Source organism: Oceanisphaera litoralis (assembly GCF_016907015.1).
GTDB classification, from domain to species: domain Bacteria; phylum Pseudomonadota; class Gammaproteobacteria; order Enterobacterales; family Aeromonadaceae; genus Oceanimonas; species Oceanimonas litoralis.
Genome location: NZ_JAFBBE010000002.1, coordinates 136,245 through 150,469 on the forward strand (window position 1 = coordinate 136,245; position 14,225 = coordinate 150,469).

Below are 14,225 nucleotides of genomic sequence, written 5' to 3' on the forward strand. Positions count from 1 at the left end.
TCACCGGGCAAGAAACGGCAGATGCCGGTTTCAGTTACTCATTCAATGATCAGAGTAAAGAGATGGATCAGCTCAGCTATCTGGCGCATCACGATATTCTGACCGGCACGGCCAATCGTGCCTTTCTGCTGAGCTGGATTAACGAGCGGCAGCCGCTCCGTCAGTCGATACCGTGCAGCAGCAGCTCTCCCGGGGCTATCTCCAGGCTCAGCACCCTGTCTTTCAACTGGCGCTGCAGGGGATGCTTGTCATCCAGGGTGTAGACCGGATACCGGGATAAATAACCCGCGAGTCCCTGCAGCAGCAAGGGAAGCATCATACCGGCCTGCGGCGAGCTGGTCTCTTGATTCAGCCGGTAACTCAGCAGGGTGAACTCATCCAGAAACAAGGCGCCCTGCTCGCTGTCGTAGCGGGGGCGGGCACTGAAATTTCCCTCAATGTCCCACTGACTGCGTTGCTGTCCCTGCTGCATCGACAGTATTCCCTGTCCCTGAACACGGGCCTTGTCCGCTTCCTGGCGGCCCAGCTCGATACTGAGCTGTTTCAGCTCTATCCCCGCCGACAGCCAGGATCCGAGAGAAAAGGGAAACTCCTTGCCAAGCTGCCGGTTCAGTTCCTGGTTGAGTTGTTGTTCGGTCAGGGTCAGGCTCTGGGCCCAAGCCAGGCTGCTTACCCCAAGGGCAATTAAAAAAAGTATAATTTTCATCGGTCTGTATCCCTGTCGCGGTTTTCTGTACCTTAATCAGTCTGCACCGTGCCGCTTGAGAGGAGCAAGGCATTTTTGAGTGATTATATCTATACGCTGCTCGGTTGGTTGCTGTTTGCAGCCCATACCAGCCTGGTGGTCGGGGTCACGCTCAGGGTCATCATGAAACGCCGCCCGGTGGGGGTATCCCTGGCCTGGCTGGCGCTGATCTATGCCATTCCCATTCTGGGGGTGGCAACCTATATCCTGTTTGGCGAGGTGCGGCTGGGGCGCAAGCGGGCGGAGCGGGCCAAGGCTATGTATCGGCCCCATGCGGACTGGATCAACGTGCTGGTGGCGCGCTTTCCCGGCCAGCAGTTCGTGGTCAGCGATCCGGCCCGGCCTATCTACGAGCTGGTCAAGGCCCGGCTCAATATGCCGATGCTGAGCGGTAACGGTATGACGCTGTTGCAACAACCGGGCGAGATTCTGGCGGCGCTGCAGGCCGACATTCGGGCGGCGCGCAGTTCCTGCTATCTCGAATACTATATCTGGTACCCCGGTGGCCGGGCCGATGCCATTGCCTTCGAGCTGATGGACGCGGTCCGCCGGGGCGTCGACTGCCGGCTGTTGCTGGACTCGGTCGGCAGTGCCGATTTCTTTCGCAGTCACTGGCCGCGCCGGCTGCGGGAAGCGGGCGTCAAGGTGGTGGAAGTGCTGCCGGTGGGGGCATTCCGGCTGCTGTTCGAGCGTCAGGATCTGCGCATGCACCGCAAGCTGGTGGTGATCGACGACGACGTGGCCTACACCGGCTCCATGAACCTGGTAGATCCGGCCTGTTTCAAACAAAACGCGGGCGTGGGCCAGTGGGTCGATATCATGCTGCGCATCCGGGGGCCCATAGTGCCCATTTTCTGGTCGCTGTTCGTATGGGACTGGGAAATGGAAACCGGCGAGCGGCTGCTGGAGCAGCTGGAATATCACCCCATCAGTTGCCTGGATAACCAGCTCAAGCTGCAATTGTTGCCCTCGGGCCCCTTCATGGGCGGCGATGCCATTCAGCAGAGCCTGCTGACCAGCATCTATCAGGCCCGACGCCGGCTGGTGCTGATCACCCCTTACTTCGTGCCCGACGATCCCCTGGTGGCGGCCCTGTGCTCGGCGGCGGACAGGGGAGTGGAGGTGCAGCTGGTACTGCCGGCCAGAAACGACTCGCGCATGGTCAACTATGCCTGCAACGCCTTCTTCGACGAATTGCTGTCTGCGGGCGTGGAGATTCACTTGTACGGCGCCGGCCTGCTGCACACCAAGTGCGTGCTGGTGGATCATCAGTTTGCGCTGGTGGGTACGGTGAACCTGGACAAGCGCAGCCTGTGGCTGAACTTCGAAATGACGCTGCTTATAGACGATGGCCAGGCCATGGGCGAATTGCTGCAACTGGCCGACAGTTACCTGAGCGACGCCGAGCCGGTGTCCTGGCTGGAATGGCGTCAGCGCCCGCTGCGCAAGCGAATAGCGGAAAACCTGTTCTACCTGTTGAGCCCGCTGCTGTAACAGCGTTCAGCGGTAAGCCGGAAGCGTTAAGCAGAGCCGTGCCGTCACCCCCGCGTTTTTGTCACCCCTGCGAAGGCAGGGGTCCATGTTTGGGCCTGTAATCAACAGGCAGGAGCCGGGCTCATGGATTCCCGCCTGCGCGGAAATGACGACAGAAGAACAGGATGTCTTGTTATAAAGAAGCGGCGCCGTAATATACGGCGCCGCTTGTAGTTAACTTCCGGCTTCTAGCTTACAACTTCCAGCTTGTTCACTGCCGGTAATGCTTGAGGAAGCGGGCGAGGCGGCCGATGGCATCTTCCAGCTCTTCTACCCGCGGCAGGGTAACGAGGCGGAAATGGTCCGGGGTTGGCCAGTTGAAGCCGGTGCCCTGTACCAGCAGCATTTTTTCCTGCAGCAAGAGATCATACACCATCTTCTGATCGTCCTTGATGTTGTACATCTTGGGATCCAGCCGGGGGAACAGGTAGATGGCGCCCTTGGGTTTGACGCAACTCACGCCGGGGATCTCGTTCAGCAGTTCCCAGGCTCTGTCCCGCTGCCGCCGCAGCCGGCCGCCGGGCAACACCAGCTCATTGATGCTCTGATAGCCGCCCAGCGCCGCCTGAATGGAATGCTGCATGGGCACGTTGGCGCACAGCCGCATGGACGACAGCATCTCCAGCCCTTCGATATAGCCCTTGGCCTGGTGCTTGGGGCCGCTGAGCATCATCCAGCCCTGGCGGAAGCCGGCGGCACGATAGCTCTTCGACAAGCCGTTGAAGGTGGCGACCAGTACGTCGTCACAGAGGGTACACACCGAGTGGTGGGCCACATCGTCATAGAGGATCTTGTCGTAGATTTCATCGGCGAAGATGATGAGCTTGTTCTGGCGGGCTATTTCTATCACTTCCAGCAGGAACTCGCTGCCATAGACGGCACCGGTGGGGTTGTTGGGGTTGATCAGCACTATGCCCCGGGTGCGCGGAGTGATTTTGGACTTGATGTCGTCCAGATCCGGATACCAGTCGGCCTGCTCGTCACAGAGGTAATGCACCGCCTTGCCGCCGGATAGGGTCACGGCGGCCGTCCACAGCGGGTAGTCGGGGGAGGGCACCAGAATTTCGTCGCCGTTGTTCAGCAGGGCCTGCATTGCCATCACGATCAGCTCCGACACCCCGTTGCCGATGTAGATATCGTCCAGATCCGTGGTACGCAATCCCTTCTGCTGGTAATACTGCATCACCGCCTTGCGCGCCGAAAACAGCCCCTTGGAATCGCAATAGCCCTGACTGGTCGGCAGGTTGACGATGATGTCTTTCAGCAGCTCTTCCGGTGCCTCGAAGCCGAAGGGGGCCGGGTTGCCGATATTGAGCTTGAGGATCCGATGGCCTTCGTCTTCCAGGCGGCGGGCTTCCTTGTGGACTGGCCCGCGGATGTCGTAACAGACGTTGTCCAGTTTGTGCGATTTTTCTACGGAATACATGGGTACTGACGGCCTCGGATTACGCACCGGCCAGGGGGGGTACCGGCAGGCAAAGTGTCACCCGGGCGGCATGGTGTTCATGCGCAGTGGGCAAAAAAGCTATCCGGGAGCCACCGGCCGGTAAGACTAGTGATAGGTTCAATGATGAGACTTTGCAGCCAAGATGAAAAGGGGTAATCAGCGGCTTGTGACGAAAAAACACAACGGGTCGTGAGGAGTGAGGGGGTAAGAAGTGAGGCAGACAAGCAAAAGAATGGTTTTCTGGCCGCTGTGTTTTCTGCCGTCATGCCGAGCCTGTCTCGGTATCTTCTCGAAGACAAAATCGGAAGAAAAACACCGAGCTTGTAGATTCGGTGTTTTACCCCTCACTCCTCACCCATCACGCCTCACCCCTCACAGCATTAAAACTTACTGATATAGCCCCAGATGCGCCTTGGCGTGGGCTTCAAATTCGGTATAGCCGCCGATGTGCTGCTGATCCAGAAAAATCTGCGGCACGGTTTCTACCGGCTTGCCGACGGTCTTTTCCAGATCTTCCCTGGAAATGCCTTCGGCATGAATATCGATGTAACGGAAGTTGAAATCATCCCGTTCTTCGGTCAGCTTTTCTGCCAGCTCTTTGGCGCGAACACAAAAGGGGCAACCGGGACGACCAAAAATCACTGCAAACATGGGCTCTCTCCTGACTGTTGATGGATGGAGCACAGTATAGGGACTGTGCTCTCGTTATATAAATCGTTAGTTTTTTGCTGATTGATTGGTTTTAACAATGGGCTCTTGCGTGACCACCGACTCCAGCCAGCGGCGCTCAAAACCTCGGGCGGGCCATTCCCCCCGACCGGCGGCGATGTTCTGCTCATGATCGGGGCTGATGGACAGGCCGTTTTGCAGCAGCACGAAGGCCTTGCGCCGGCCGCCATCGGTATCGATAAAGCCGACCAGATTCTGTACATGAGCTATGGTACCGGTCTTGGCCATGATCCTACCCTTGAGGGCGGGGCCAAGCACGCTGCGACGATAGCGCAGGGTGCCACTTTCACCGCTGACCGGCAAGACGCCCATCAGCCAGTTGGCGCGGGGGTCCTGTGCCATCACCAGCAATACCGCCAGCAGATCTTCGGCGCGCAGCAGGTTGTGGGACGACAGCCCTGAGCCATCCGCCAGCCAGGACGGACCCAGATCGATACCGGCCTCTGCTTGCAGAATGTCGCGCACCGCCTGGGTGCCGTTGCGAAAGCTGCCGGGCTGTTTGAAGTGCTCGGCGCCGAGAGTACGCAGCAGGCTGTCCGCATAGAGGTTATCGGAATGTTCCAGGATCCGCCGGCTCAGCTCCCGTAATGGGGGCGAGTCGTGATGGGCCAGCACAGGCCAGTCACTGGCCTCGATACGGCTGGCCAGGATACCGCCGGACACCTTGACTCCGGCCTGGCCCAGGGCCCAGCGCGTCAGTTGCTCTCCCCAGGCGTCCACATCCTGAATGGCAAAGCGCAGGGGCCAGGGATCCTTGCGCGGACCGATACAGCCGGTGAGGCGATAGCGGTTGGGCGGGCTCATCTCCACCTCCAGCTCGCAGAAGCGTTGCTGCTGTTCGGCACGACTCAACACCTCGACCGCAGCGCTGACCTCAACCGGCTGATGGGACGGTACCGTGGCGCGGGCCGGTTGTCCCGGGCGAGCGTAAAGGGCGCCCTGTACACAGTTGCGATCCAGGATCAGGGCCGATACCGGCGAGGTATAGCAGACGCTCAGATCGTTCCAGGACCAGCCATTGCCGCGGTCGTAGCCGGCGAAACGTTGCTGATTCAGCAGTACATTACCGCTTACCTGACGCACACCGGTGCCTTGCAGCAGCGCTCGCAGCTGTTCTCTGGTTAACGAGGGATCACCGACGAAGTCGATCAGCAAGTCGCCGACCAGTTTGCCGTTGTGCAGCTTGCCCCGGTAGCGAATCTGGGTGGTGTAGTGCCAGTCCGGGCCCAGCGCCAAGGCGCCGGCCAGGGTGGTGAGCAGCTTCTGGGTCGAGGCCGGCTTCAGCAGCAATTGTTCATTGTGTGCCGACTCTATCCGGCCCGTGGTGGCGTCGGCCAGTATCCAGGCCGCCTGGCCGTGCGCCGGCGGAATCGCCGTCTGGTTTATTTCCTGCGGCGCCACCGCCTGCACGCTGATACTGAAGATGGCGGCGGCGAGGCCGGTTACATAAGGATGCATACTTCTCTTTTCAAAGTGAATGGGTCTTTTCAAAGTGAATGGGTCTTTTCAAAGTGAATGGGCGGTACGAAACCGGCCCTGATAATCGAACAGGGTTTCCCTTATCTTCCAGCCCCGCTTGTGGCTTCTGGCAATCACGAAGTCCGGGTGGCGAAAGCGTGCGGCAGAGGCCACCACCTCGGCCAGCGAGGCAAACGCCGGCTCCAGCCCGGGGGCCGGCCAGTGCGGGCGAACAAATTCCAGAAAAAAGCGACCGCGCCTGCCCTTTGTGTCGAAAGCATACCATTGCTGCAGCTCGGTGCCATCCTCGTCGTGATAGGTGACCTTCAGTGCCGGCCCGAACTTGCCGCTGGCTTCCTCCAGACTCAGGCCCGCACAACGCAGCACCAGCGCATCCTTGAGCGCCAGCGCCTCTTTCAGCTTCTTGTCCGGATCCACCAGCAGATGGCCGCAGTCGGTGCACTCGCGGGCGGCAATGTCGTTTTCCGCCAGACACTGGGGGCAGGACTTGAAGCGAAAACGATAACCGCAGGGCTCACCAAGCCCACCCTCGTCATCCTCGAACAGGCCCTGGCAGCGGCGGCCGAAGTGCTCCAGCACCCGGCCTTCGCTGTCGGTCTTGCCCCAGAAGATATTGGCGAAGCCGCAGGCGGGGCACAGTACCTGCACCTGGGTGGTGTCCGGGTGGGGACGGGGCTCGCCCACATCGGGGGCGAAAATGTCCATGTTGTTGCTCGCATAATCCAGCACCAGGCAGTCGGTCTTGTCCGGGCTCAGGCGCAGACCCCGGCCGATGATCTGCTGATAGAGCGCCACCGACTGGGTGGGCCGCAGCAGGGCAATCATATCCACATGGGGCGCATCGAAGCCGGTGGTCAGCACCGAGACGTTGACCAGAAACTTCAGCTCCCGGGCCTTGAAGCGGCGAATAATGGCATCCCGTTCCGGCCCGGGGGTGTCGCCGGTGATTAGCGCCGTCTGCTCGTGCGGCAGCAGGCCGGCCACCTCGGCGGCATGGCGTACCGTGCTGGCAAACACCATGACCCCGACCCGGTCGACGGCGTAATCCTGAATCTGCTGCACTATGTGCGGGGTGACTCTGGGCTGGCGCGCCAGTTCTTTTTCCAGCTGTTGCTCGGTAAAAAGGCCCTGCTCATAGAGGCGGGAGAAGTCGTAGTGCACCACGGGGGCGTCTATCAGCTCGGGTCGACACAGATAGCCCTGTTTGATCATCAGCCGCAGCGGCAGCTCGAAGAGGCAGTGTTTGAAGAAGCGTTTCGAGCGGCTGCGTACCATGCCGTGATAATGGGTCTGATAAATCCAGCCCAGCCCCAGCCGATAGGGGGTGGCGGTCAGCCCCAGCACCTTGAGTCGGGCATGGGACTGACGCAGGTGCTTGATGACCTTCAGATACTGGCTGTCGTCGTCATCCGACACCCGATGGCATTCGTCGATCACCACCAGGCTGAAATCGGAGAAATGCTCCAGATTGCGGGCCACCGACTGCACAGAGCCGAACACCACCTGGGTATGGGCCTGTTTCCGGCCGAGACCGGCGGAAAAAATCGCCGCCTGCCGGCCGTAACTCTGGTATTTGGCGTGGTTCTGCTCCACCAGCTCTTTGACGTGCGCCAGCACCAGCACCCGGCCGCGGGCGAGGCGCGCCAGCTCGGCGATCACCAGGCTCTTGCCGGCACCGGTGGGCAGCACCAGTACCGCCGGATCGTCATGACGGCGAAAATACTCCAGGGTGCGATTCACCGCATCCTGCTGATAGGGGCGAAGGGTAAACATATGTTCTCTCTGCGTTTTATTCGGCATTATCACGCTGAGCATGGAGAAAGAGCAGCTGTAAGCCTGTCTATTAGTCACAAGTCATTGAGAATGAGCGCCATGCGAAGCAGCAGCGCGGTTGCGCTCCGCCGACACGCTTCAAGCCCATCCATGGGACGCTCGGCAAATGCCATCCCTGGCATTTAACGGTCGGCTCCGGCAATCCCCGCTGCCACTTCGTGAAGCTGCTGTGCTGCCTGTCAGTGGTGCTGGCCGACGACTCGGAGCCAAAAAAGAGGTGACTGGGATAGCCTCAGCCGACCATCACATGACAGGTCAACAACGGCTCCTGCAATGCTGACACTCCCGCCATCCTTGGCGGTCGGACGTCATGTGCTGAGCGTCGCAGGGATGCGGTTTAGCGTGTCGGAAGAGGCTACCCAGTTGCCTCTGAGCATATTTTACGGACTGACAGACTTGTGACCAAGAGACAGGCAGACAGCTTAACGCTTACAGCGATGAAACACGTCAGGCCTCACTTTTGTCCCGGAATAAGGTATCTTTAGCGTCTATCCGAGAATAACCGAGGCAAACATCTTTATGATCATCAAACCCAAGGTCCGTGGCTTTATCTGTACCACCACCCATCCGGTCGGTTGTGAGGCGAATGTACGCGAGCAGATCGCCTACGTCAAAGCCAAGGGGCAGCTTGAACAGGGTCCCAAAAAGGTACTGGTGATCGGCGCATCCACCGGTTACGGCCTGGCTTCCCGCATTAACGCCGCCTTCGGCAGCGGTGCCGCCACCATCGGCGTTTTCTTTGAAAAGCCGGCCACCGAGAAAAAGACCGGCTCCGCCGGCTGGTACAACGCCGCCGCCTTCGACAAGGCCGCCAAGGAAGAAGGCCTGTACGCCAAGAGCATCAACGGCGATGCCTTCTCCAACGAGTGTCGTGACCAGGTGATCGACCTGATCAAGCAGGACCTGGGTCAGATCGATCTGGTGGTCTACTCCCTGGCGTCGCCGGTACGCAAGATGCCCGACTCCGGTGAACTGGTCCGTTCCGCCCTCAAGCCCATCGGCGAACCCTACAAGTCCACCGCCCTGGATACCAACAAGGACGTGCTGGTGGAAGCCGTGGTCGAGCCGGCCAACGAGCAGGAAATTGCCGACACCATCAAGGTGATGGGCGGTCAGGACTGGGAACTGTGGATGAACGCGCTGGCCGATGCCGGTGTGCTGGCCGAGGGTGCCAAGTCCGTGGCCTATTCCTATATCGGTACCGATCTGACCTGGCCCATCTACTGGCACGGCACCCTGGGCAAGGCCAAGGAAGATCTGGATCGCGCCGCCCACGCCATCGACGCCAAGCTCAAGGCCAAGGGCGGCAACGCCCACGTGGCCGTGCTGAAGTCGGTGGTTACCCAGGCCTCCGCCGCCATTCCGGTGATGCCGCTCTATATCTCCATGGCCTTCAAGATCATGAAAGCGCAGGGCATCCACGAGGGCTGCATCGAACAGATCCAGCGTCTGTTTGAAACCCGCCTCTACAGCGGTGAGCCGGCGCCGGTCGACGAGCAGAACCGTCTGCGTCTGGACGACTGGGAACTGCGTGACGAAGTACAGAACGCCTGCCGTGAAATCTGGGCCCAGGTGCAAGATGACAATATCTACCAGCTGACCGACTACCAGGGCTACAAGGACGAGTTTCTGCGTCTGTTTGGTTTCGGCCTGACCGGCGTGGATTACGATGCCGACGTCAGCCCCGAAGTCGAGTTCGAGGTGATTGAACTGGCCTGAGACTGAGCCGCTTTATCCGATAAAGCCCCTGCCGGATGCTTCCGGCAGGGGCTTTTTTTAATGCGTTCATTTGCCGGTAAGAGGGGGCGTGAGTAAAGTGATGATAACGTCAACCGTATTGGGAGGTTTCATGAAGGCCAGCATGATATTGAGTTCCTTGCTGTTTACAGGCTTGCTGCTGATGGCACCACTGTCTGTGCAGGCACAGCCACCGGAAGGCAAAGGGCCGGACAAGGCGCCCGGTCAGCAGAAGATGCAGAAAGAGCTGAAAGAGCAGAAATGGCGTAACGACGAGTATCGGGAGCGGAATCCGGAATATCGCCGGGGTGATGTCCACGACCGGGATCATCGACATGAGCAGGATCGTGACTGGCGGGGCGAGCGGCGCTACCCGGATATCGATGAGGTAGCCCTGCGCCTGATATTCCGCGAGCACCGAAGCTGGGTGGACTACGATCGCCGGCGCGATGCACTGCCGCCGGGTATTCGAAAGAACCTGCAACAGGGCAAGCCGTTGCCACCGGGTATCGCCAAGCGTTTCGATCCCCGACTGCGCGAACGGCTGCCCTACTATGAAGGCCACGAATGGCGGCGGGCGGGAGACAAGGCGATATTGGTGGAGTTGGCCACCGACAATGTCCGTTTCATTCTGGAAAGCATTTTCGACTGATGTTGGTGCTGGATGTTGGTGCTGGTTGTGGCTTTCGTCAGGCGAGCTCTACCCGGTTTTTGCCGCCACGCTTGGCGGCATAAAGCGCAGTGTCGGACTGGCGCAGCCACTCGGTAGTATGAGAGATGTTCTTGTCCAGCGTGGCAATGCCGGAACTGATGGTATAGCGAATCTCGATGCTCTGGGTCGTTATCACCGCGGCTTCGACGGCCCGTCGCAGCCGTTCGGCGATGACCACAGCACCTTCGGTATCGGTTTCCGGCAATATGATGCCGAATTCCTCGCCGCCGTAGCGCCCCGATTGGTCGGTACTGCGCAAGACGCCGCGAATGGTGGCGGCCAGGTGACGAATCACTTCATCACCGGCCGGGTGACCATATTGATCGTTGATTGACTTGAAGTTATCGATATCGATCAGTATCAGGCTGCAAGTATGGCCGTAGCGCTGGTAACGGCAAAACTCGGCATCGAGCAGATTTTCCCAGGCGCCCCGGTTCAGCAGGCCGGTCAGGTTGTCGGTGATGCTCAGTCGGGCCAGCTGTTTGTTGGCCTGTTCCAGCGCCAGTCGGCTGCCGGCCACATCGGTGACATCGTAGATCATCAGACACACCCGCTTGACGTTGCCATCCGGTTCGGCCAGCGGGCTGATGGTCAGGTTCTGATACATGATGGGTTCGGTACCGGTAACCGGGCGGGTGGTGCCGAAGCGAAAAAGATAGGGGCGCAGTTCCCAGGAGGTGAAGGCCCGGGTTTTCAGAGTAACCACGGTATCCACCTTGCGGCGAAGCCAGGTCTGGGGCAGGTCGGGAAACAGGCTGAACAGGTTTTTATCCCGTACCGTAGTCGAGGTCAGGCCGCTGTGGTTTTCCATGAAGCCGTTCCACAGCTGTACCCGGAAGTCCAGATCCAGTACCACCAGGCCGATTTCGACCGACCCCAGCATATCCACCAGAAAATGAAAGGCATGTGCATCCAGTTTATCGAGAGACATCGTTTACTCCGTCAGGTAAATCAACCGTTGCTCCAGCCGGTTGACCGAGTCTTCTGTCAATAGCACCAGAAGGTTGCAGGAAATATGTTGCTGTTCCAGTTCGTAGGGAATTTCGATGCACAATAGTTGCTCGGCCTGCTGACGATGATGCTCGAGCAAGACCTCAAGCTGCTGGTGTTGCCCAAGTATGGTCGGTTGATCCAGCCCGAAGTGGATATCGAGCTGATCGCCCAGTCCCTTGAGAAAGGCGCCAAACAATATGCTCGACATGTCCATCAGGATTTCCATATCCGGTGCCGGATTATCGTGTTGGTCATAATGCAGTAAACGCGCCATGGCCTCGATGCTGGAATCGGAGAACAACAGCAGTGCTTCGCCAGATACGCCGGCGCCGACAAACCCCTGGCAAACGGCTGAGTACTGGCTGTTGCCTTCTACTGCCGAGATCGTCATGCGGAGTTCGCTGCGGGCGATCATCGCGACTCTGGGAACGGGTTGCAGAATAAATACATTCAGCAGCCGGGCCAGCAGGTTCGAGGCCTGTCCCATGGCGACGTTGGCCAGCTCCTGCAGGTAATCCTGCAACGACAGCGTGAGCGAGGGCAAGGCCTCGGACGGGATTTGGCGGGCACCGGTATTGGGTTGATAAAGCCCGTATTGCGTCAGCAGCCGGGCCAGCTCGTCGGCATCGATGGTTTTTTTGATAAAGCCGATGGCGCCCAGGGCCCGGACCCGTAACATGGCCTGAGGCTGAATATCACCGGAAACCACCACAGTGATGACTTGCAGCTCCTGCTTCCTGATGACCTCCAATACGCCGTAACCGTCCAGTACCGGCATGTTGAGATCGAGAAACAAGAGATCGGCACCCTGATTATGCAGCAGCTCGAGGGCTTCTTTTCCCTGGCTGGCAAACGCGATCTCTACGTCCCAGTCGAAAGGCAGCGTTCTTGCCATTTGCTTGCGCGCCAGGGCGGAGTCGTCACAAATCAGAATGCGGATTGTCATGCCGAGGTGCCTGTACTGATAGAAAGAATAGCGTCGATTGAAGCCGAAGATATTATTCAACCACACTTTTAGTCTGGTTAACAGTTAACAGTTAACAGTTAACAAGTAAAAGTCTTTTTTCACTCTGATGTGTTGGTTGTTTTTATTTGCGGGCCACCATTTTGATGATGACTGAACGAAAAATCATTTTGGTGGGAGGTCAGGCATTTTAGTGTTAGCTCGCCCTATAATGAACAATAGACAAACAATTATAATTGGTTGAAAAATGAACGAATTTTTCTCTCTGGAACGATGGATGCCGGGTCTGGTTGCCTTGCTGGGATACCAGCGGGCCTGGTTATTGCCGGATGTGCGGGCCGGCGTATCCGTGGCGGCGGTGGCGCTCCCCGTGGCCATTGCCTACGCCGAGCTGACCGGCGTCGGTGCCGTGGTGGGGCTCTATTCCTGCATTTTGCCGATGATGGCCTATGCCCTGTTCGGGTCATCCCGCCAGCTGATCATCGGCCCCGATGCCGCCACCTGTGCGGTGATTGCCGCCGTGGTGACGCCACTGGCCGCGGGTGATCCTACCCGCCACTGGCAACTGGTGATGACCATGACCGCCATGACCGGTTTCTGGTGTCTGATTGCCAGCCGGTTAAAGCTGGGGGTGCTGGCCGACTTTTTATCCCGGCCCATTCTGATGGGGCTGCTGAACGGGGTGGCCATCACTATTATCGTCGGCCAGCTGTCCAGTGTGTTCGGCTTCAGCTTCACCCAGACCGGCCTGATAGAGCGACTGCTGGCTGTGCCGGATTACCTTTCCCAGGTGCATCCTGCGACCCTGAGTATCAGTGCACTGACCCTGGTGGTCATGTCGCTGAGCCGGTGCTTTCGGCCCCAGTGGCCCAGCTCGCTGCTGGGACTGGCGGTTGCCGCCACCCTGCTGTGGTGGCTGGAGCCATCACGACTCGAGGTGGCGGTGGTCGGCTCCCTGAGTGGCGGACTCCCCCAGCTGCAGCTTCCCGAATTTCCCCCCGGCCTGATACGGGAGCTGGTGTTGCCGGCCCTTAACCTGGCCATGGTGAGCTTTGTGTCCATGATGCTGACGGCGCGCAGCTTTGCCGCCAAGAACGGCTACGATATCGATGCCGACAAGGAATTCCGGGCGCTGGGCTTTGCCAACCTGGCCTCGGCGGTGTCCCAGGGCTTTGCCATCAGTGGCGCCGACTCGCGCACCGCGGTAAATGACGCCAACGGCGGCAAGAGTCAGCTGGTGTCCATTGTGGCGGCGCTGGTGATTGCGGTGGTGACCTTCTTTCTGACCGCGCCGCTGCAGTATATTCCTACCGCCGCCCTGGGCGTGGTGCTGATCATGGCGTCATTGTCGCTGACCGACTTCAGGAGCCTGTGGGCACTGCGCCATTCGGACAGCTCGGCCTTCTGGCTGGCCTGGATTACCTTCGCCAGTGTACTGTTCATGGGGGTGATCCCCGGCATTACCCTGGCGGTGCTGCTGGGCCTGTTCCAGTTTTTGCGCAATGTCATGCGCCCGACCGATCAACTGATGGGCATGAACGACGAAGGCGTGGTGCACACCCTGGGCCATAACGAAGAGGTAAAGGCTATTACCGGGGTGCTGATTTACCGCTTCAACTCACCGCTGACCTACTTCAATGCCGCCTATTTCAAGCGGCGGGTCCTGCTGTTGCTGGGTGGCGAAGCCCATCCGCCCAAGTGTCTGATCATCGACGCTGTGTCCTGTTTTACCCATCAGGACATCAGCGTCATGAGCATGGTGGGGGAGCTGTATAAAGAACTGAGACGGCGCGGTGTACATATGGTGATGGCGGGGCGGCGGGGTCAGATGACTCACTGGCTGAAACAGGCGGGCATCCGGGTGGGGGACGAAGGCATTCCGGTGTATCCCGACTTGTATCAGGCCCTGCGCATCACCCGCCATCACTGGGCGCCAGAGCCCGCCGGCACGAATGATGATACCCGGGCAGATACAGAAGCCGAGGAAGCTGAAGTTGCAGCCAAAATCAAAGAAGATAAAGCAGGTAAAAAAGGCAAGGCAGGTAAAGAGGGC

At 59.1% G+C, this 14,225-nt stretch carries 10 protein-coding genes and 1 pseudogene; 4 read left to right on the plus strand and 7 right to left on the minus strand.

Going from position 1 to position 14,225, the window contains the following annotated elements:
- Nucleotides 1–160: 160 nt before the first annotated feature.
- Nucleotides 161–706 (minus strand): YceB family lipoprotein, encoded by a 546-nt coding sequence (locus HNR62_RS01840; protein ID WP_204794394.1) that lies wholly within the window; start codon nucleotides 704–706, stop codon nucleotides 161–163.
- Between the two features lie 75 nt (nucleotides 707–781).
- Here HNR62_RS01840 and cls point away from each other — a divergent pair, with 75 nt between their 5' ends.
- Nucleotides 782–2,239, plus strand: coding sequence for a cardiolipin synthase (gene cls / locus HNR62_RS01845; protein ID WP_204794395.1), 1,458 nt, complete (start codon nucleotides 782–784; stop codon nucleotides 2,237–2,239).
- Nucleotides 2,240–2,489: 250 nt separating this feature from the next.
- On the opposite strand, the gene HNR62_RS01850 is transcribed toward cls, so the two are convergent.
- From HNR62_RS01850 to radD, 4 genes are all read right to left on the minus strand, one after another.
- Nucleotides 2,490–3,704 carry a pyridoxal phosphate-dependent aminotransferase gene (locus tag HNR62_RS01850; protein ID WP_204794396.1) on the minus strand — a complete coding sequence of 405 codons (1,215 nt, stop codon included), beginning with the start codon at nucleotides 3,702–3,704 and terminating at the stop codon, nucleotides 2,490–2,492.
- Between the two features lie 408 nt (nucleotides 3,705–4,112).
- Complete coding sequence (locus HNR62_RS01855; protein ID WP_204794397.1) at nucleotides 4,113–4,376, minus strand: GrxA family glutaredoxin; 264 nt, start codon at nucleotides 4,374–4,376, stop codon at nucleotides 4,113–4,115.
- 66 nt (nucleotides 4,377–4,442) lie between these two features.
- Complete coding sequence (gene dacB / locus HNR62_RS01860) at nucleotides 4,443–5,912, minus strand: D-alanyl-D-alanine carboxypeptidase/D-alanyl-D-alanine endopeptidase (RefSeq protein ID WP_204794398.1); 1,470 nt, start codon at nucleotides 5,910–5,912, stop codon at nucleotides 4,443–4,445.
- Nucleotides 5,913–5,960: 48 nt separating this feature from the next.
- Complete coding sequence (gene radD, locus HNR62_RS01865; RefSeq protein WP_204794399.1) at nucleotides 5,961–7,706, minus strand: DNA repair helicase RadD; 1,746 nt, start codon at nucleotides 7,704–7,706, stop codon at nucleotides 5,961–5,963.
- Between the two features lie 579 nt (nucleotides 7,707–8,285).
- On the opposite strand from radD, the gene fabV reads away from it, so the two are divergent.
- Complete coding sequence (gene fabV / locus HNR62_RS01870; RefSeq protein WP_204794400.1) at nucleotides 8,286–9,485, plus strand: enoyl-ACP reductase FabV; 1,200 nt, start codon at nucleotides 8,286–8,288, stop codon at nucleotides 9,483–9,485.
- A 130-nt stretch (nucleotides 9,486–9,615) separates the two neighbouring features.
- A complete protein-coding gene (locus HNR62_RS01875; RefSeq protein WP_239552518.1) occupies nucleotides 9,616–10,155 on the plus strand; it encodes an anti-virulence regulator CigR family protein in 540 nt (179 codons plus the stop codon).
- A 37-nt stretch (nucleotides 10,156–10,192) separates the two neighbouring features.
- On the opposite strand, the gene HNR62_RS01880 is transcribed toward HNR62_RS01875, so the two are convergent.
- Nucleotides 10,193–11,146: a GGDEF domain-containing protein gene (locus tag HNR62_RS01880; protein WP_204794401.1), complete on the minus strand. Its 954-nt coding sequence runs from the start codon at nucleotides 11,144–11,146 to the stop codon at nucleotides 10,193–10,195.
- A 3-nt stretch (nucleotides 11,147–11,149) separates the two neighbouring features.
- Nucleotides 11,150–12,154 (minus strand): response regulator, encoded by a 1,005-nt coding sequence (locus HNR62_RS01885; RefSeq protein WP_204794402.1) that lies wholly within the window; start codon nucleotides 12,152–12,154, stop codon nucleotides 11,150–11,152.
- Between the two features lie 265 nt (nucleotides 12,155–12,419).
- On the opposite strand from HNR62_RS01885, the pseudogene HNR62_RS01890 reads away from it, so the two are divergent.
- Nucleotides 12,420–14,153 (plus strand): annotated as a pseudogene (locus tag HNR62_RS01890) (SulP family inorganic anion transporter); the annotation flags it as partial.
- Nucleotides 14,154–14,225 lie beyond the last annotated feature (72 nt).